General features: G+C 53.5%; 31 protein-coding genes. 4 read left to right on the forward strand and 27 right to left on the reverse strand.

Annotated features, from left to right (window positions below; all coding sequences use genetic code 11):
- Positions 1-73: 73 nt before the first annotated feature.
- The 13 genes from GP475_RS08785 to GP475_RS08845 form a co-directional block, all read right to left on the reverse strand.
- Complete coding sequence (locus GP475_RS08785) at positions 74-679, reverse strand: phage tail tube protein (RefSeq protein WP_187974032.1); 606 nt, start codon at positions 677-679, stop codon at positions 74-76.
- Entirely contained in the window at positions 680-1081 is a 402-nt protein-coding gene (locus GP475_RS08790) for a hypothetical protein (protein ID WP_187974033.1), read from the reverse strand.
- Positions 1078-1395 (reverse strand): DUF5403 family protein, encoded by a 318-nt coding sequence (locus tag GP475_RS08795; RefSeq protein WP_187974034.1) that lies wholly within the window; start codon positions 1393-1395, stop codon positions 1078-1080. Before GP475_RS08795 ends, GP475_RS08790 begins: the two co-directional genes overlap by 4 nt.
- Positions 1388-1750 carry a hypothetical protein gene (locus tag GP475_RS08800; RefSeq protein ID WP_187974035.1) on the reverse strand — a complete coding sequence of 121 codons (363 nt, stop codon included), beginning with the start codon at positions 1748-1750 and terminating at the stop codon, positions 1388-1390. Before GP475_RS08800 ends, GP475_RS08795 begins: the two co-directional genes overlap by 8 nt.
- A gap of 8 nt (positions 1751-1758) precedes the next feature.
- Positions 1759-2205, reverse strand: coding sequence for a hypothetical protein (locus tag GP475_RS08805; protein ID WP_187974036.1), 447 nt, complete (start codon positions 2203-2205; stop codon positions 1759-1761).
- Positions 2206-2273: 68 nt separating this feature from the next.
- Positions 2274-2711 carry a hypothetical protein gene (locus tag GP475_RS08810; RefSeq protein WP_187974037.1) on the reverse strand — a complete coding sequence of 146 codons (438 nt, stop codon included), beginning with the start codon at positions 2709-2711 and terminating at the stop codon, positions 2274-2276.
- A complete protein-coding gene (locus GP475_RS08815) occupies positions 2690-3355 on the reverse strand; it encodes a hypothetical protein (protein WP_187974038.1) in 666 nt (221 codons plus the stop codon). The genes GP475_RS08810 and GP475_RS08815 overlap by 22 nt, the downstream gene beginning before the upstream one ends.
- Before the next feature lie 11 nt (positions 3356-3366).
- A complete protein-coding gene (locus GP475_RS08820; RefSeq protein WP_187974039.1) occupies positions 3367-3903 on the reverse strand; it encodes a hypothetical protein in 537 nt (178 codons plus the stop codon).
- Positions 3904-3954: 51 nt separating this feature from the next.
- Positions 3955-5088: a VG15 protein gene (locus GP475_RS08825; protein WP_449506114.1), complete on the reverse strand. Its 1134-nt coding sequence runs from the start codon at positions 5086-5088 to the stop codon at positions 3955-3957.
- Between the two features lie 6 nt (positions 5089-5094).
- Positions 5095-5688 (reverse strand): phage portal protein, encoded by a 594-nt coding sequence (locus GP475_RS08830; RefSeq protein ID WP_187974041.1) that lies wholly within the window; start codon positions 5686-5688, stop codon positions 5095-5097.
- Positions 5689-5734: 46 nt separating this feature from the next.
- Positions 5735-7093 (reverse strand): phage portal protein, encoded by a 1359-nt coding sequence (locus tag GP475_RS08835; RefSeq protein ID WP_187974042.1) that lies wholly within the window; start codon positions 7091-7093, stop codon positions 5735-5737.
- Positions 7094-7433: 340 nt separating this feature from the next.
- Positions 7434-7967 carry a hypothetical protein gene (locus tag GP475_RS08840; RefSeq protein ID WP_187974043.1) on the reverse strand — a complete coding sequence of 178 codons (534 nt, stop codon included), beginning with the start codon at positions 7965-7967 and terminating at the stop codon, positions 7434-7436.
- Complete coding sequence (locus tag GP475_RS08845; protein WP_187974044.1) at positions 7964-8338, reverse strand: hypothetical protein; 375 nt, start codon at positions 8336-8338, stop codon at positions 7964-7966. Before GP475_RS08845 ends, GP475_RS08840 begins: the two co-directional genes overlap by 4 nt.
- A gap of 1336 nt (positions 8339-9674) precedes the next feature.
- Here GP475_RS08845 and GP475_RS12375 point away from each other — a divergent pair.
- From GP475_RS12375 to GP475_RS08860, 4 genes are all read left to right on the forward strand, one after another.
- On the forward strand, positions 9675-9872 hold the full coding sequence (locus GP475_RS12375) for a toxin HicA (protein WP_223144647.1): 198 nt from the start codon (positions 9675-9677) through the stop codon (positions 9870-9872).
- Entirely contained in the window at positions 9869-10240 is a 372-nt protein-coding gene (locus tag GP475_RS08850; protein ID WP_187974045.1) for a transcriptional regulator, read from the forward strand. The genes GP475_RS12375 and GP475_RS08850 overlap by 4 nt, the downstream gene beginning before the upstream one ends.
- 156 nt (positions 10241-10396) lie before the next feature.
- Positions 10397-10678 (forward strand): type II toxin-antitoxin system RelE/ParE family toxin, encoded by a 282-nt coding sequence (locus GP475_RS08855; protein WP_187974046.1) that lies wholly within the window; start codon positions 10397-10399, stop codon positions 10676-10678.
- Positions 10665-10970 (forward strand): HigA family addiction module antitoxin, encoded by a 306-nt coding sequence (locus GP475_RS08860; protein WP_187974047.1) that lies wholly within the window; start codon positions 10665-10667, stop codon positions 10968-10970. Before GP475_RS08855 ends, GP475_RS08860 begins: the two co-directional genes overlap by 14 nt.
- Before the next feature lie 17 nt (positions 10971-10987).
- Here the strand turns inward: GP475_RS08860 and GP475_RS08865 are convergent, their stop codons facing one another.
- The 14 genes from GP475_RS08865 to GP475_RS08930 all read right to left on the reverse strand — a co-directional run bounded on the left by GP475_RS08865 (position 10988) and on the right by GP475_RS08930 (position 17848).
- A complete protein-coding gene (locus GP475_RS08865; protein WP_187974048.1) occupies positions 10988-11419 on the reverse strand; it encodes a RusA family crossover junction endodeoxyribonuclease in 432 nt (143 codons plus the stop codon).
- Between the two features lie 60 nt (positions 11420-11479).
- Positions 11480-11842, reverse strand: a complete 363-nt coding sequence (locus GP475_RS08870) for a hypothetical protein (RefSeq protein WP_187974049.1) — start codon at positions 11840-11842, stop codon at positions 11480-11482.
- A 113-nt stretch (positions 11843-11955) separates the two neighbouring features.
- Positions 11956-12843 carry a hypothetical protein gene (locus GP475_RS08875; protein ID WP_187974050.1) on the reverse strand — a complete coding sequence of 296 codons (888 nt, stop codon included), beginning with the start codon at positions 12841-12843 and terminating at the stop codon, positions 11956-11958.
- Between the two features lie 2 nt (positions 12844-12845).
- Positions 12846-13145, reverse strand: coding sequence for a hypothetical protein (locus GP475_RS08880; protein WP_187974051.1), 300 nt, complete (start codon positions 13143-13145; stop codon positions 12846-12848).
- A gap of 29 nt (positions 13146-13174) precedes the next feature.
- Positions 13175-13618 (reverse strand): single-stranded DNA-binding protein, encoded by a 444-nt coding sequence (locus tag GP475_RS08885; protein ID WP_187974052.1) that lies wholly within the window; start codon positions 13616-13618, stop codon positions 13175-13177.
- Positions 13615-14451, reverse strand: coding sequence for a hypothetical protein (locus GP475_RS08890; RefSeq protein WP_187974053.1), 837 nt, complete (start codon positions 14449-14451; stop codon positions 13615-13617). The genes GP475_RS08885 and GP475_RS08890 overlap by 4 nt, the downstream gene beginning before the upstream one ends.
- A gap of 10 nt (positions 14452-14461) precedes the next feature.
- Positions 14462-15388: a YqaJ viral recombinase family protein gene (locus tag GP475_RS08895; RefSeq protein WP_187974054.1), complete on the reverse strand. Its 927-nt coding sequence runs from the start codon at positions 15386-15388 to the stop codon at positions 14462-14464.
- Positions 15385-15564 (reverse strand): hypothetical protein, encoded by a 180-nt coding sequence (locus tag GP475_RS08900; protein WP_187974055.1) that lies wholly within the window; start codon positions 15562-15564, stop codon positions 15385-15387. The genes GP475_RS08895 and GP475_RS08900 overlap by 4 nt, the downstream gene beginning before the upstream one ends.
- A 68-nt stretch (positions 15565-15632) precedes the next feature.
- The gene (locus GP475_RS08905) at positions 15633-15875 is read right to left on the reverse strand and encodes a hypothetical protein (RefSeq protein WP_187974056.1); all 243 of its coding nucleotides are present in this window, start codon (positions 15873-15875) and stop codon (positions 15633-15635) included.
- A gap of 93 nt (positions 15876-15968) precedes the next feature.
- Positions 15969-16571, reverse strand: a complete 603-nt coding sequence (locus GP475_RS08910; RefSeq protein WP_187974057.1) for a pentapeptide repeat-containing protein — start codon at positions 16569-16571, stop codon at positions 15969-15971.
- Positions 16564-17190 carry a pentapeptide repeat-containing protein gene (locus GP475_RS08915; RefSeq protein WP_187974058.1) on the reverse strand — a complete coding sequence of 209 codons (627 nt, stop codon included), beginning with the start codon at positions 17188-17190 and terminating at the stop codon, positions 16564-16566. Before GP475_RS08915 ends, GP475_RS08910 begins: the two co-directional genes overlap by 8 nt.
- Positions 17187-17393 (reverse strand): hypothetical protein, encoded by a 207-nt coding sequence (locus tag GP475_RS08920; protein ID WP_187974059.1) that lies wholly within the window; start codon positions 17391-17393, stop codon positions 17187-17189. The genes GP475_RS08915 and GP475_RS08920 overlap by 4 nt, the downstream gene beginning before the upstream one ends.
- Positions 17394-17669, reverse strand: coding sequence for a hypothetical protein (locus tag GP475_RS08925; RefSeq protein ID WP_187974060.1), 276 nt, complete (start codon positions 17667-17669; stop codon positions 17394-17396).
- A gap of 2 nt (positions 17670-17671) precedes the next feature.
- Entirely contained in the window at positions 17672-17848 is a 177-nt protein-coding gene (locus GP475_RS08930) for a hypothetical protein (protein WP_187974061.1), read from the reverse strand.
- Positions 17849-17890 lie beyond the last annotated feature (42 nt).

The following is a 17890-nucleotide window of genomic DNA, read 5'->3' on the forward strand; positions in this document are numbered from 1 at the left end:
GACAAATCCTCTCCACAAAAGAAAACGGTGCTCGGGATCAAGTATCCCAGCACCGCCTCTCCGTGAAGTGATTCTAGCCACCAACACCAGGGGCTACAGCCTTTTTCAGTGCTGAATGGCCAATACGGCCGCGCGGCTCGCCTGCTTGATTCAGCACGGTATACACCACGGGAATGCCCAAGAATTTCTCGGGATCCATCTCGATCCCATCACCCGGAGCGGACGCCGCCTTGGGGTACTGGAAAGCAAGGAAGTTTGTGCCATCAATCACAATCACTAGCACAGCAATCTCGGTTGCGGTATAAGCCGGTGGAATATGAAAATACCCATCTTCCCCAATGCTGCCATTAGCCCCGAAGCGGTGCTTAAGCGGCACCTCAGAGAACTGCACCGGGGTGATAGTGACAGTATCCACGGTCTTAACGGCGGTGGTTCTAAAGCTCGGATTCTCCCATACTCCGACAACTTCGCCACCCTCAGTGTCACCCCCGATTTGGGGTAGCTCGTCCAGTGAGGTATATCCCACTGGCACATAGCTACCAATCGCGGCTGTAGTGTCCTTGCTCAGCCAGGTCTTGATCTCCTCCATAGTAGGGGGCTTGGTGCCTACAGGGGCGATCAGCACAGCACCCCGGCCCGGCATAAATACCGCTGAATCCTGATATGCGGTCTCGGCCATTTAGCTCACTCTCCTAAGAAATAATGTATAGCTCGACATACACGACTCCGCGCCTGAGGGTGTGTGCGGCGCCATAAGAGTAGGCTCACTCTCACAGACAACACTAGAGACTTTCACATCATTAACCCCGGTTAGCGCCAAAATAGCGGCATGGGCTTCATCATGCCCAGCTGCGACACTATCCCAATCAGGGCCACTAGTAAGTAGGGTTACTCTAATCCGGTAGGCCCATCTTTGCCCCGGCATGCCACCGACCGACTCCCATAATGGGACCTGCACCACGGTCACCAGATCCCCATCATAGGTCGCATCGCGGGCTAAGCACACCTCATGACCAACCCCTTTTAGGCCCTCTACCAGCACTAATAGTGGGTCAAAGCGCTTGTGCTCCGGCTGAATCATGCTCCCAGCCCCTTATGTAAATTGAATTGCCCTGGCACGAATCTTCCAGGGTTCCCATCCCGATTTTCGGCAAAATGCCCATACTCAATAGCCAGGGCCGCATGATGGTCATTGTAGACATAACGATCCACCACGCCCTTTTTCCCAGGCGCTTTACCGATCCTAAAATTACCGGAATAGCGGCTCGTTTTCTTATGCGTAGCCGCTGCTGCCTCAGCGCGGGCTTTAATCTTCGCAGCGGCTTCATCAAGCACCGCGGATTTTGACGCCAGCCGCGCCATATCGGTGCCACAGCTCTTATATACTTTAGCCATTTCTTACCCCTCTTTTTACTGCTGTTTGGGTGAGGTTCACGACGTCACGGGCGGTCCTTCTGGACCCCCGGTGCCTTTTAGGCTCTCCCACCACCCGGTAAGTGATCCCTTCCTCATCAATCACGAGGGAGAGGTCATCGCCTGGAAAATTACGGCAATAAAACCGCTTGAGATTCAAAACCCCCTTTTCACCAGCGCTAATGTAGGTTTGTATATCTTCGGTGGATCCTTGCTGCAAGCGCCCCAGCACGGTCACATGGCCGATTTCAGTGGGTATCATGCGCCCGTGCTCGCCCATGCGCATTTCCCGCAGGACCACGGTCACCATATCTTTTGCGGCAGTACTTCGTAGCATGATTTTTCTCACCCCTCCGCATACCAAGGGAAGCCGTAGCGGGTCCCATCGGGCACATAGCCGGTGGATAAGCCGTATCCATCGCCCCGGCGGGTATGGATAACCCCGAGGCCTTGTGGTCGCTTATGTGTTCGAAAGTCAGCGAGAGTTCGCATCTCAGCCGGGGTGAAAATATCAGCCTTGGTCACCGTAGCGTCAAGGCCATAGGAATAATCCCCCTCAGCTTCACGGGTGAACCGGTCCGGGTTCGTGTACAGCCTACGGGTCGCTAAACCTATCACTGCCAGGGCCGCAGGGGGAACATCATCCGGGTGAACCCAGTTTTGCCCGGTAATCTGCAAGGCTGTAGCGCTCACGGTCTCAATCGCCCATAATGCTAAGCCCTCATCAAGCGGCCCGTGATCTGAGGAAAGCGAGCGCTCCAAATCGGCGGTTTCTAGCAAACGTGTTCGCATAATCATTACCTCCCATAAATAATGCCCCACCCCGAAAATCCAGGGCGGGGCTTAAATCCGAACCACCTTTAGGCAGCACCAGCCGGAGTTGCGGTAGCCGGGGCTTCCTCAATGCCAGCCTTGCCGGTAAGCTTCACAATCCGCTGTGGGTCAAGCACACTGGCACCAGCGAAAATATCAATCACAGCCCGATCTTGGAGGTGATCCGGGTCGTAATCGTGCAGGTAGCGCAAGGTGAAGCCATCAGCGGAAGCCGTGGACGAGAAAGCTGCACCACGCGGCGCAACCGGAACACGAGTGGCGAGTGTCACAGCGTCACGCTGCAAAGCGTAAGCCGCATAGGGGTCAATCGCGTAATCTTCCACCACGGTAAAGCCGTATAGCCTACCAAGCGTTGCGTCACGGAGTAGGCCGTCAGTACCGGCTTCATTTACCTTGAAAAGATTCGGCTGCGAAAGTAGAGCACCGGCCCAGCCAGAACCCACTACCAGATAACGGCCTTGCATGGGCACACCACGCAACCCCAATAGGCGATGAGCTGCACGAATAGCGGACAACACCTCCCGTGGGTATTGGCGGTGAGGTGAGCGTCCTTAACCGCTGCCTGAGCACCGCTCAACCCAAGGCCGGTCGCAATCGGGAATTTTTTGGCGGCGCGAAGTGCTGCAATATCCGCATGCACCCCTCCCTCGGAATCCACAATCTTCCCTTTATCGGCCTTATCGGCTACGGAAAGACCAGCCTTCACGGTATCGAATGCGGCTCCGACGATCTCATTGAGCTTCTCAGCCACGGATTCAGCCATAGGCGCTACTACTTGCTGCTCCATGCTAAGCAAAGTAAAGGTGGCGAAATCGTCCGGGAGCTTTACCGCTTGGTACACCTGATCAGTGAGCTTGATCGAAGTGAAAGGCTCATAAAGGTCGCTGTAGGTAATAGCCTTTTCCGCGGCCCGATCCTCGGCGGTATAAACCCGCGCTTTATCGATCCGAACAGGGGATTTCACGGTGACGGTCGCGCCCCGGCCTGGGACGAATTCCTTGGAATAATCCTGATTGATGATCCGCGCCAAGGTGGAGCGATTACGCAGCGCTGCCAGAGTGGAAGTAGCGAGCTGCTCAGGGGTGTAAAGCATGTGATTCACAGCCATGTGATTTTCTCCTATCGCTTGTAAATTCTTTCACCGATCTTTGTGAGATCGGTCTCATCTTCGGGTCGGTTTCCGGCAGTGGCGCGCTTCACACCGTCATCTGGGTAGGATCCCGGCGCGCGGCGGCGCAAATGCACTAGCTCTAAAAGCGCTTCGGCGTCCTTTTCTAGCTCTTCTTTTGTGCCACCCACCAGGCGCTTCGCTAAATCCATTGGTAAGCCTTTTTCCACGGCTACCTGGAGCCGCGTAAGCTCACCTTCTGCTGCTAGGGCCCGCTCGCGCAGCCGCTTATTTTCGCTGCTCTTCTTGCGGAGCCTAGCCAGGATTCGGCGCGTAGATTCGGGCTGATCTTCTGATTCTTCCTCGGTATCAGAGTGATCTTCCTCTTCTACTTCTTCGACCTGGGTATGATTTTCGTCGTTTTCCTGCCCCATTTTTTCCTGCTTTTCCTCCACGTCAGCGGCGGGGGTTGCATTCTCGGGGGCTTCCTGCTCCACATCCTCAACAGGGCCGTGGTCAGCGGAAATGTTGCTTTCACTACCGGACAAATTCGGTTCCTTTCACTCATGGCGGTAGGATACTAACCCCGCATGGGGGTGTTACTTGTCCATTGTGTCAGCAAAATCCTGATAGGCCTTGATTCTAGCCACCAGCCTTTTTTGCTCTTCTTTCAAAGCCAGGACCGGAATCTCATCATTCTTCTTCCCCATCTTCCGGAATTCCGCTAATTCGCGCGCGACCTCATCCGCGCGGGTCTTGTACTGCTTCGCCCATTTTCGATAATCGGAGGCGGTAAAGTCTTTCTTTTTCTGCTCCCCGGCGCGCTCTCTCCGAGTGTGAGGGGTGAGGTCTTTTCCGCGGCGCGGGGGTTTAGGCCGGGGCCTTTTCTTTTCCCCCTCTAAAATCTCTCCATCAAAGTGGTCTGGGAGGGTGCCTGAATCCCACCAGCGGCGCCATGCTGCCAGGGGGTCCTTTTCTCCTGACGCTACCCGCGCCCAAGCGCGGGCCAGTTCATCGCCCCTGCCAGGGAGCTTAATCTTTCCTGCCACTTTATATACCGGCTCTAGGGTGCATTGGCACCCATCATGGACTTTGAACTTTCCGCCCCCGCTAAAGCGCGCATTGGACTCTATAAAGGAATCACTGCGGTAAAGGCCCTCTCCCTCGCCCATGAGCCCGGTATAGGACACCCCGCGTGAGGCAAGCATGGCGCAAAAGGCGCATGGATCCGCATCTACGACCCGCGCGTAGCCAATCGGGCCCTGACCTCGCTCTATATCGCCCTCTATGACTTTCCTCCCACCATCAGCCACTATCCGGGTGGCGCGCCCGGTGATAGCGCTTTCACCTGCCTTTTTAATCTCTTCCTGCGTATAGCCCTTTTTGCTAGCTTGCAGCATGGCAATTCGGGAGGTGTCGTGCAGATCTTCGAAAATATCTTCTACACCGTAATCATCTTCCACGATGTGAATTGGTTCACGCTTAGGTTCTGGCACCTCCGCATCCCGGAATGCTTCAAGGTATCCTATTGAGGTTTCACGGCTCATGCGCCGGAATTCATGCACGATGGGGGCCGCTTTGAGGGCGAAGCTTTGCGAAGACCGCCTAATCTCTTTCGGATCAGCTTCACTCCGATACAAACCTAGAATGAGTGCGAGCATGCGTTTTACCAGGCCAGCTTGCTTTTTTCTGTGCTCTTCGGTTAGTCTGCGTCCCGCGCTAGTTCTCGCCATTGTTACTCACATCACTAACCGTGTCCCAGGAATTTTTACGCAGCATGTGATTAAGCGGATCCGCTTCCGCTTCACTATCGGCTTGGCGCTCCCACTCTGCAAGCTCCGAGCGCTCCACCCCGGAATCCGGCCCCATAGACACCGCGCGGGGACCCCAAGCATAGTGGCAATCTTTCCGAGTGCATCCGCTGCTTGCGACATCGACCGAATCTCCATATCTTGCCAGGTCACGCGCAGGAATTCATCATCAGCAATCGTGTCATCACCGATAATTGCGCCCGCTGTACGGATAAGCCGCGAGTAGCTTGCGGCGGCGCTCATTTGCCGCTCATACACCTTTTGGGTCAAGGGCGAGCGGGCCGCCGCAAGGGCTTCGGCATTGAGATTCACGAGCTGGCCCGTGAGCGCATGGGCGGGGGTTTGTGATACTGCTGCGAGCGCTTCTATATCACTTCGCCACGCATTCACGAAAGGATCTAGCAAAGTGGCGTCAAGCACACCGAATTTCACTTCCGGATCTTCCGCCACGAGAATGTCATCTTGCGCGAGCTTGAGTTTTAGCTGCTCAGCGGCCATTTCATCAAGCTCATCAGTGCTCATGCCGTCCTCATCCAGCTTGTAGGAAGCTCTAACCCTGTGACAGTTTTCACTTTCCACGAATTGAAATGCTGTGCAAGCAAGCGGTCATACGCGGTTTTATTAATCCGCTGAGCCGTAGGGATAAAGGGGCAACCTCACCAACAACACGCCCATCAAGATCGCGCTGATTAGCGAATTGCACCACCGGAACCCAATCGACGGGGCTTTCTACCACGCTATCAATGACCAGACCACCCAAATCGCTATCCGCATAGGTGTCTCGCTCTATGAGACGATAAACCAAGCCGGGGGTATAGAAATGGTATGTGTTTTTGCCGATCTCCTCCAAAGCATAGGCGGGGTATAGGCCATCCAAATCATCGAATTCGACCGCCATGCGCTGGGGCGATGCGAACCGAACGCGGGGCTTATTTTCCCAGGTAGGCGACACAATCCCGTAAGAATGGCCGTAGGCAATCATCGCCCGATGATTAGCGACCTGCCTAGAATTAAGGCCATTATCAAGCCAGATCGACCACGCCGGACGGCATGGCCCATCCTCAGAATTAATGCTATCCACATACATAGCTTGGACAACATTATCCACTACCAGCTTTAACCAGGGGGTTCGACTCAAAGCCGCCAATCCCCGGTGCTCCATCGTAGCCTTACGCGGGAGCGAGAATCCAGCCACCAATTCCGGGCGAAGCCACGAATCAATGGTCTCACACTCCCCCTGCTGTGCGATCAGCTTGCTCTTTAACCGATCGAACGTTTGTTTTAATTCCTGAAAATCCATTAAATAACACGCCTCTCTCTTCTTTTTCGCGATAGGCTCCATACTCAACCCAGCCACCGCTAAAGTTATCGCCCTTAATGGCTCAACATCGACCTCACCGAACTTCTCCCAGGTCCACGCCGTTTTTGACGCGCCGACCAGCCTCCGCCGCGCCGTATAAGCCGCATCATCAAGCCTAGGGTGACTAGAGTGCAGCAATTGCGGATAGGGATCACCATTTTCGGTATAACTCAGCCTATCGAAAACCTCTTCGGTAGCGCGGGTAAGGTCCTTAGTCACCGCTAAAGAAACCGGGATACCGTGATTAGCAAGCTGCATACCGATACTCGCCGCGCCCGAAAGGGAATCCACAACCACCCCGGCATCAGGCCGGTTGCGTTTCACCATGCGAGAAACTTCATCCTGCACCCAAGCCACACCATCATGCGCGCCGATCAGGTCAACCACTACGCGACCATCTTTCAGCAAAGCCGCGCCCGCCAAGTATGCCCTGCTCCGATCCGCCGTGACCTCCAAAGCTAAAGATCTTCTTATGATCTTCGCCCCAAGCATAACCTCCGGGGTAGCGCGCGCCGCATTCCACAAATCCACCCCGATAGCGGCATCAATACTCGCTTCATGCCACACCCCAAGCGCTCACGCTTATAGGCTTCCTCCTCCATCGAGCGCAAATCGACCTCTTTAATCCACTCCCACGCCTGCACATACCCAAGCGATGGATTCGACTGGACCACAGCCTCCCTAGAATCCCAGGGAGTCGTACTTAAATCCGCGTGCCACTCAAAGAAAGCCAAATGCCGATTTTCTTCCGGCTCCTCTACCGCCCGATCACGCACTTTCCTTAAGGCGGTGGAATAATCGAAACCGGTTGAGCTTGTGTACCACACTTGCGGGGAAGGCCGCGCCGAAAGGGTCGGCAAAAGGTCACTGACCAGCGTTTCTGAGAGCTGAAAAGCCTCATCCAGAATCACCAAATCCCCGACAACCCACGACCACCACCACCCGCGCGCGCGAGAAAATCAATACGCCCGCCCCCCTTTTTAAGGGTAATCGCCGTATTACCACTCGAATGCGAGATAGACTGCACATTTTCCATCAAATCCGGCGATTTCTCAATTATGTTACGCAGATCACGAAACGCGCTTACGGCGGTCTTGAAAAGGTGCGCCGTATGGATGATCTGCTCTTCCCCAAAAAGGAAAAGGCCCGCCAACTCCCGCGCCATGACCACGACATTCTTACCATTCTGCCTAGGCACAATCAGCCCAACCTCGAAAGCTTCCCACCGCCCGGTCACGCTCTCCCCGAGAGAATTCCTCAATACCAGCTTCTGCCAGGGCAAAAGGCGCAGCCCCACCGCTTCCGCCAAATCAATAGCGTCATCCCCTGCCGTAGTATTCCACAAGGGTGCAACAAAATTCGTAGGAACCTGACAACCCAAAGGTGAACTTTGCACAGGGAAAGTCGTATCAGGGACTTCCAACCGGTAATCAGTGCTCACTTAGCCTCCTCCTTACTCTCTTGCGCCCCCGCAATCCTCGCTTTACGCCGCTCAGCCAGCTGATCCAGCACATTGACCCGCTGATCTTCCTTAGGCTTGATCTTCGGCAAGGCACCGATCTTCGCCAGGGTGGTAGCAAGCGCCGCCTGGCTAGCACGGGCTTCGCCGATCATGGAATTAACCACAATTTGAATTTCAACCCCGCCCGAATCCAAATCCGACGGCTCTCCAAGCTCGAACCACAGGGTTTTCTTCGAAGAAAGCGCCGCCGCCATACGCTCACACCGATCCGCCAGCCTGCACGCTTCCACCACTAGCTCACGGGACACTCCATCCACCTCATAGGCCTTATGGACTTCCTCCCACAGCACGCGCCCCCGCGCGCGCAAGAACTTCGGCTCCGTCGGATCATACCCAGCCGCCGGAGGCTTCTTTACGGACCTTCCTTGCTTTTCCACCGTAGGCTTAGCCGGCTCACCATGCGCTAAGGCTTCAATCTCAGCCCCCTAGCTTCATCCCTTTTCCTCTTCTCAGCCGCCGGAACGCGGGTCGGTTTCCCCTCGCGCCGCTTAGCCCGATACGCCCGAAAATACTCCGAGTGGGCTTTCTTGCACTCCTCGCACGGCTCTTCGCCAGCCTGCATGTGCGCCTGATAGCCGCCATTAGTGCCGCATTTTACCCGCTTTCGCGGGGGCTTCTTTTTAGCCGCCATAGATCAAATCACCACCTCATGCCCATAAAATTAGCCGACCAAAACCCCTTTTTGTGAAAATAGCCACAAACGGAAACACCCCCAAGAAAATCCCCAAAGGTAAAAGGACCCCGGCCCCACCACCCCGGACGGACGTCTCGCATCACCGGGAGGTGGGTGGGGTTGTGGGGGGGTGGGGGTGGTGCCCCCCTGGGGGTGTTTGGTTGTGGGTGGTTTGTGTGTTTGTTTGTGTTGTTTTGTGTTGTTTTGTAGTTGTTTGAAACGACTTTTCTTGTAGTTGTTTATTACTATTGTTTGTTGTGTGTTGTGGTTCACCATTGGATTAAGGTTTGTCCTGCTTGCTTCGCTTCGGCTTTGCTTCGGGCTGAGTTGCAGTCTCTATGTGCTGGTCGCGTTTCACCGTGAAGGCTTCCGCCGCGTGCGAGTGGTGTTACGTGGTCGAGGGTGAAAGCTCTTCCGTGTGTTGGAGGTAGGCTCATGTCGATTGGCTCGCCGCATAGCCAGCACACGGCTTTCTCTGGGTTATGTTCTAGATCTCTTCTAACCCTGGCAACATGCTTGCGCCATCGCCAGTCGATCTCCCGTTTTGGCATGTGATGTTCCTCTCATATTGTTGTTTAGCTTGTTGGTCTTTGAGGTGCTCCCAAGTTTGTGACTTGACCCACGTTGTGCCGCCGTTGAGTATGTTGCGGATTACATCTTTTGATAGTCCTATGCGTCGTGATAGGGCCCGGATGGATTCGCCGGGTTGTTGTAGGGTGGTGAGTATTTTCCGTGCTTCACCTGCGGGAATATCTTCGCCCCGGGTGTTGATGTCGCGGCCTATGGTGCCTGCCTTGAAAAGGTGGTTATGGTATGCGCATAGGCCTAGTCCGTAGGGGTCGGGGTTTTCTTTTTCGCGGTGGCAACCGCACCTAGCACATTGTGACATTTCTCACTCTACTTTAAGTATACTTGAGTTGACTATTTTAGTCCCCTTGGGTTATCATTATCACGTGGCAAAAAGAAATGACATCCTCAAGGAGATTAGGAAATATGCAAAGAAACATGGCCTACACCTCGAAATGCGGGAAGGAGCAAATCACACGCTGATCCGCCTGGGAAACCGACGTTCTGTTATCGGGCGTCACACCGAAATCAACGAAATCACCGCTAGAGAAATACGTAAGCAATTAGGAATAAGGAGAAAATGAAAACCGTAACCGCCTATGCCACCCGCTGTGAAGGGTGGTGGGCTGTCCGGGTTCCCGAAATTGATGGCCTCTTCACTCAGGCTCGAAGATTAGACCAAATCCCTAAAATGGTTCGCGACGCCGCAAATCTTCTTGATGGGATACCGCCCACTGAGCTTGAAGTTGATGTCGAGATAGACGGCGACCTGGAGCCCCAAATTCGAAAAGTGCAGGAAGCTAGGAGAGCTGCTGAGGTCTCCCAGCGGGCAGCTACCGATATTAGCCGAGCCACAGTAAAGGCCCTCGCTCATCAAGGCGTCTGCTATCGAGATATTGGCCAGCTCTTAGGGGTGAGCTATCAGTACACCCAAAAGTTAGCCAAGTCATAGTTTTGCCACTTCTTTTTCTGAGGATGCCTCCCACTCGATATAGAGCTTTATCGGGTGGGTTTTCTTTTTGCGGCGATAGTCGCATCTAGCAAATTGTGATATTTCTCACCCTATATAACGTTGCGCGTTATTAACGCGTACAGTAATATAATAATTGTGATTGAGAGTTTTAAAGGAAAGATCGCCCCTCAGATCTGGAACCGGGAAGCGCCTAAAAAGTTTGACTCCCGGCTTCATCGGCGGACCTACATTAAGCTCGTCTCAATCCACCAGGCACGATCCCTGCAAGATATTGCCCTTACCCCTGGCACCAATCTTGAAGCCTTAAAAGGGGATCGAAAAGGTCAGTACAGTATCCGCATTAATTCCCAGTGGAGGATCTGCTTCACGTGGGAAGATGGCAAAGCTAGGGAGGTTGAGGTAGTTGACTACCACTAAGATGCCCCCGGTTCATCCGGGGGAGGTTCTTGTCCAGGAATTTCTTGAGCCGCTGGGAATGACCCAGCATAAGCTCGCCGTGAGGATAGGTGTCCCTCCACGGCGCGTTAATGAAATCGTGCATGGCAAGCGTGGCATTTCCGCCGATACCGCTGTACGGCTGCAAAGATTTTTTGGAGTGTCGGCAGAGTATTGGATGGGGCTTCAATCCCAGTATGAGCTCATGTGCGCTGAGGATCGCATGGAGGAAGCCGTCGAAAAGATCGTCCCATTCTCTGATAGGGCCGCTTAGCCGCTCTTCACGCCGCATTATTCCATGCCCCGGTTGCCTTTTTGGGTATCCGGGGCTTCTTCTTGCCATTCTATATAGAGCTTGAGCTCGGCGGGTTTGCGGGGGGTGTGAATTATGGGCATTATCTTTTCCATGTATTCCGGCGTGTCGTCTTTTACTATCCCGTAATCCACTAATCCGTCACATAATGCTTTAAGGGTCGGCACTAAGTTATCCGCGTCTCTTCGGCGTTTATTTTGTGGGTAATAGTGGAGTTCTACCCGTATTTTCTTTAAGCATTTTGGTAATTGTTTTTCACGCGCTTTATACCGGGCCATATTACGGGTTTCTTTCACTATTTGTGCGCGCCGGGCCCAGTGGTGGCGTTGGTTGGCGGTGAGCGGCGGGGTGGCCCAGGGTAAGGGTATCCAGGCGTATAGAATCCGCCCGTTTTGGTGTCTAGCGTCCATTCTCCCGCCCTTTCATTGCCTGTCGGGTAGTCGTACCCATTGATGGTGTTTTCATGCCGTCTACGCCCACTTATTTTGCGTTTTATGGAATATCCCCAGCTCATTGAGCATGCGTACCCGCTCATCTCGGCACGATCGGGGCTGGAATTCCGCCGGTTTTGCCCCTATTCCCGCTGGTAGCTCCCGGTTTGGATGCAATCCCTGAGCGATCCTCCGGTCCCTCTCGGCCGCACGCTCAGCCCTCACCCGCTGCAATTCCCGGCGCTTTTCCGGATCACTTTCCCAGCGTGCGATCACAATTTTCACGCATTTCAGCAGGTCACCCGGCCCGCACATGCCGGTTGTGGTGGGGGCCACTTCGCCTAGCCATAGGTCCATTGCTTCTGGCCACATTTTCCCTGGCACACGGCGTTTTTTAAGCACTCTGTGCCAGGCTACGGCGGTTTCATGGCTCGGTTTCGGAAAGCGGTCAGGGAGTGCCGCTTTTCCTTGAGTGAGTAGCCATTTTACCTGGTCAAGGGTTATTTCGTAAATCATTACATATCCCTATGTTCGATAACTTGCACATTGTCGTGGCGGTTCCAATCAGGCAAGCTTCCGCTTCGATCCCACGCTTCACGCCCCGAAAGGGGTGTTTGTACTGCTTGTTGTGGGTTTTTACTAGGAAGTGGTTCGTCATCCCAGCCATCCCGATTAAGCCAGGTAGCCGGGTGCGGGATGTACTGCTTTTCCGGTAAATTTGGGTCGCTGGCCAGGCGTTTCGCCCCGGCAAAGATCGCTTCAGGCGTAGCACGCTTGCAAGCCGCCTGGTACTTCGCCCGGGCGGTCTTTTTGCCCACCTTGCGCGGGTAAGCCCCCCAGAATTCCTCGAACCCCGGCGCCTCCAGCTTCGACTTCGACTTCATGATGTGATCTGGGCCACCCTCAAATCGGGATTTGAGGGAGATCCCGTTAGGGATCGATATATCTATATGGTCGGGTCGGGTCGGGTCGGGGTAAGGCGAACGTTCCCGTAATGCATCTGAGCGAACTTCCCCCGAACGTTCGCCGTTTGTTCGCGCGAACTTTTCGGCGTTTTCCCTAGCCTTGGCTCTTTTGGCCCGCGCTTTAGCCATTCGGTCGCGGGCTTCTTGGCGCTTCGATAGCACTTCCGCGCGCGTTGGCTGGAAGTCCCGCCAATCGTCGAAGGCGTAGCGGCGGGCGTTCGGCGGCGCTTCGTCACGCGTCCAAAGCCCTATTTTCACGAGCTTTTCGGCTTGGTTAATGGTGCCACCAATTGCCCGAATTTGCGCACCTGTAATTATCCCGTCGGTTAAATGGCGGGCGCAATATGCCCCGGCTGAAACCCATAGCCCGCGCGCGGCCATGTCCAAGCCAAGCACTTTAGGGTGGTCATAGAATCCGTCATCGACCTTGAACCACATTTTTATTCTTCGCCTTTTCCGAGAATTTTTACCCTGAAGCGTTTATAGGATTCGAGAATTGCGGGTTCCTCCATATTGAATATGAACATCCCAAATAGAAAATCTTCACATTCGCTAAATGCGCTTAGACCATCGTAATTTTCGATAATCAATTTCCTGTAGGCATCGAGCGCTTCGCTCTGGTAGTCCCTAATATCCATTGTTTTCTCCTTTTGGTTGGTTTCGTTAAATTCTTGGGTTAATTCTTGTAATTCTTTTTTAATACTCATTTTTAAAGTGCTTTTATTAATGGGGGTTTCCACGGGGGGGCTAATCCCCTGTGGCTGGCTGTTTAGAATGGGCAATCGCCGGGGTTGGTGTTTTGTGCCACACCACCCCACGGGTCACCGTTGCCCTGTGGTTGCGGCCCGGCCTGTGGTGTGCTACCGCTTCCTTGGCCGGTCTTGGGGATCGCCGCGAGGGTGTCAGCCTGGATTACCGCTTGCGCGCCGGGGGTGCCGTCTTTGGTGGTGTAGGTTTGGAGCTCCGCGCGCCCGCTTACGATCACGAATTGCCCTTTGGTGAATTGTTCTTGCAGGTCGTATGGGTTTTTCTCCCACATCGTGCAGGCCCAAAAGGTCGTATTAATCGTCTCCCACTCCCCGGTGGCGTCGTTTTTCCGGTTTCGGTTGTGAGCCACGGTGAAGTGCAGGCCCGTGGTCCCGTTGCGGGTGGAAAAGACTTCCGGTTGGCCTGTGAGGTTCCCAGTAACAGTGATATGGTTCACATTTTTCACTGGTTGTCACCCCCGTTTTGGGCTAGTTGCTCCCATCGCGTATTAGCTACGGCCCGGATTTTTTCGCGGTGCTCTTCTTCCATGTCGGGGAGATTTTGCATAATCTCGCTGATTATTTCCTGGCTCTCAGCGGCTTCAATCCGCTCTAGAATAGAGTCGTATTCGCCCTGGCCATCAGCGGTTTTGGTCGCTTCGAGTTGGCGGGCTAGGCGTTGTGTTGGCGATTCGGTATCCCGTACCACGCGGCGCGCGGTTGCTCTTACCGGGGCGGGTTCGAGTTCTAGCTCTTCAGCCGAGTAGGTCACCCCGAGTAGCACATCGGGGGCAAGCTTCCTACATACCTCGCTCGCGGCCTTGGCGTAGAGCATAGCCTGGGGGTCGGTCTGGTACTTTTCATTGCTCTTTGTGTAGCCAGCCCGTTTTGCCCGTTCCAAGGTCCAGCGGGCCTCTTCGGTCTCTCCGCTCGGGCTGGTACCCCTTACGGTCACGGCCTCTGGAGTGTCCTCCACTGTGCTAAAGGTGTAGCCTTTCGCTTTAAGTAGAGCCACCATCGTGCGGGCGTAGATGGCGGGCTTGCCGCGCACTACGAAAATTTGCTGCAAGGCTTGCAAGGGTTTTAGTCCCAGCTCAGCGCCATAAAGTATTGCAGCCGCCCCGTCATCCGGCTTATCTCTGTAGGTGCTTGGCACCATTTGAGTTGCGCATAGGCCTGTGGCTAGCTGGTGGGCGGATTGCATAGCTTCCGCCTGCATTTTGAGCAATTCCAACCCGTTGTCGGTTACATCCGGGGTGCTCATAATTTCCCCCTCCACGGGGGTAAGGTCATTACTCATTGTCTTCCTCCTATTTCGTGGTCATGCGTAGCTGTATGCCGCGCTTGGTCATGGACCTTTTAGCAATTACCCCCATTGAGGGGGTGCTGATTGTTTCCGTGTTTTTTGCTAGATCCAGCACTTTCGCCGCTAAAGCATTGGCTTTTCCATCTGCTTCACGCTTGGCTCGCCCGGCTTCGGCGGCTTCTTTTTTCGCCTCTAGGAATGATTCCGCCAGTTCATCCGGTATTTCCGTGTCGGTATTTGGTTCTAGCTCCGGGTATGCTTTCCTGGCTATCGCCGCATCAGCCGGTGAGCTAGGCTCTGGTGCTTCACCACTCAGACTGTGTTCAAACTCACATACTCGCCGTTCTAGGCCTTCTGCAAATTCCGCGTCGTATGAGATTTCAATAATTTTCCAGTCGTAGTAGGGGCCTGCCACCATGATTTGTGTCGGGTGGTGGATTAGGCCGCTTATGTGCATTTCCCAGGTGACCTGCACCACCCATTCTGGGGGCAAGGTGTCCAGGTCGAGGTCTTTATATTGCTCCCAGTCGGAGACCGTTTTGAACTGCACATTCCACGAGTTTTTTGGCCCTCTAGCTTTGCCTTTAGGGGTAGCGATCCGGTCCAGGCTTGCCGCATACTTGCCCCCCATATCGGGGTGGAAGCACTGAACCTCACCCCTAGAAAGGGTGATCTCGGGGTTTTTGATCTTGTAGTAGGTGGCTAAGGCTTCTTCCATCGCATGGCCGGTGGCCCAGCGGTCTTCTAGCTGCTCGGAGGGCTCCGGGGGCTCCAGGCCATTCATTTCGTGCCAGATCCTATAGGGGGTGGTGTAGTGGCTCATGCCCGCGATCCCAGGTACCTTTGAGGCGGTGATCATTTCCCGCCATTCTTTACTACCCGGTTTTGCCGGGCGTTTATTTATATAAAGCCTTTCGGGTGGCTGTGTCATTTTCTTCTTTTCCTTTCTTGAAATTCTTCCCAGTCTTGCTGCAAAATATTCGACCCCCACCTGGTGATTTCGAGCATGGTTTGATTGAGGGTGACCCGCTTTTTATTTAAAGCCACAAGCCCCAAATTTATTAACCGGTCCACGTCTTTATCCCACTCGATAGGCTCTTCATTCATAATCGAATTCAAGCGCATAAGCTGCGTCGCTGTGAGTGATCGGTGGATTCTTACCCTTTCAGCCCTGCTCAGGGCTGCTCCCTGCCTTGCCAATGCTCCTCCATGAGTGCTCTAATTAGCTCTTCGCTAATGCCGGTATCTTCAACCAATTGCCGGAAAATATCCTTTTCTTCACCCCCTAAATAAATTAGTGTTTGATACTCTTCGATTATGTATTCATAATCGCCTTGTAATTTCGCTATAAACCGCCCTATGGTGGCGGGTTTACACTGAGCACCATTTTCAATGAGATCTATAGTACGATTACTCATTCTCGCTATTTTGCCTATTTGCCGCTTTGAATGTGTGGCTTTATATTTAGCGAGCAATTCCCGGGCCCTGATCGCGGGATCATCCACCTCGCCCTACTCCACTTTGAGGTATGCGGCGTATTCTTTGGAGCAAAATTCTAGGTAGGGGGCAAGTAGGTAGAGCGCCTTTTCACGGGTGGGATTCTCCGGCAATATTCGCCCTTTTTCACCGCTTTTCGCTGCCTCGAGTAAATCTTCAAGGGTGCCGGCACAGACCCCATCTGCGTGGATGACATACCCCTCTCCTGTGTGGTACATCACTACCTCCTGGGGCCCGATCTCCACCTTTACAGCATTAAAATTGGCCAGCGTCAAGCGCACGCTATCGAAATTGGTGCCAGTAAGATTTGCGTCACACAGATTGGTGTCTTTAAGCCGGGAGCCTGAAAAGTCTGCGCCCGCTAAATTAGCGCCCTGAAAAGATGCTCTCCAAGCGAAAGTCTCATTTAATGAAGCTCCTGAAAGATCACTATGGCGAAAGTCACACCGCACGATCTCGGAGCCTTGAAAATTCGCCCCTTGCAGCTTCGCCCCCGCGAAGTCAAGGTCCTGTAAATCAAGCCATGAAAGATCCTCTCTCTCAAGATGGATTACTCTTTCATTGGCCTTGCACTCTTCCAGGTAATCGGATACCTTTTCGCGCGTCCATTTAGTCATTTTTGCTCCATGCTTCTTGTATCGCCGTAAGAAAATGATGATATTTTTTAGAGAAAAGCTCTAGGTAGGGTGCGAGGGCAAGTAGCTCTTCCATTTGGGCCTCTCTCCCCGGTATTGGCCGATTTTCCATCTCGCCCTTTGCTATCTCGAGTAGTATTTCAAGGGTGGTAGCCAATTCCCCATCGGCGTAAATCATCCACCCATCAAGCGTGGGATACATCACTAATTTAAACCGATCCTGAATGGCGATTTTCAGGGCATTCAGCTTCGCAAGTTCCAAAGATGTTTTATCAAGGAACGCCCACGTGAGATTCGCGAGATAAAAATCAGCACCCTTGAAATTTGCCCATGTTAGATCGGCGTGATCTAAATTCGCGTGAGTAAAGTGTGCGGATATTGCATTTACTTTCGATAGATCCGCGCCGGAAAGATCGCAATTAATAAAGCTACACTCATTTAGTATTGACCTGCTTAGATTGGCTCCCCGCAGATTCGCACCAAAGAAATTTATTCCTGTCAAGTAGAGATCGGAAAGATCCTCCCCGCGCAAATCTGGCTGGGCCACTTTTGTGTTGCAAAGCGTCAAGTATTCTTTGATTTTCTCGCGTGTCCATGTCATAGGATTCTGAGCTCCTTTTTTGCTAGGTGTACAAGGTATTTACCCAGGTCAAGGGCGTTATCGGGGGTGAGGCTGAGCGATGCGGTTGCGCCTCTCCCTTCGGCCTGTATCATGATGAGCCGGTTTCCGCCACGTGGGTTCGGCCACACCCCGACCGTGAGGTTCAGGTCATCTTGGGGGGCTTCTTCTTTTGCTTTGATCATTTATTTTCCTTCTAGGTAGTGGTGCATTTCCGCTGGTGATGGGGCATTACTGATAATTGCGGCCATGCGCATATCAGCGGTTATCCACCACACCGCAATGACTGCGATAAGGATCCCGATAGCGGCGAATAGTATGATTATTTTCACCATTTCCTGTTTGCCGCGTTCATACCCTTCACGGTAGGGGTCATGGGTTTTTCGAGGTGGTGCCTTATACACCCCGGTGATTTTCGCGATTTTTGTCAATTCGTCATCCAAGTGTGTGTTTTTTGTCACTTTTAGTCTCCTGCTATCCAATCCAGGTAGATTTCTTGCACAGTGCCGTGGCGGTCGAGGTAATCTGCGCGGCATTCTTGCAGCTCTTCTCGGAGCTTTTCCGCTTTCTCTGGATCTTCGGCTTCTTCGATTTCCGCCTTGAGCCGCCGTATAGCTTTTAGGTGGCGTGCTGCTTGCATGGTGATTCCTTTTCGTCAATTGACGCTATTCCAGCCTGGTTC

Origin of the sequence: Corynebacterium poyangense (genome assembly GCF_014522205.1) — a bacterium.
GTDB lineage: Bacteria > Actinomycetota > Actinomycetes > Mycobacteriales > Mycobacteriaceae > Corynebacterium > Corynebacterium poyangense.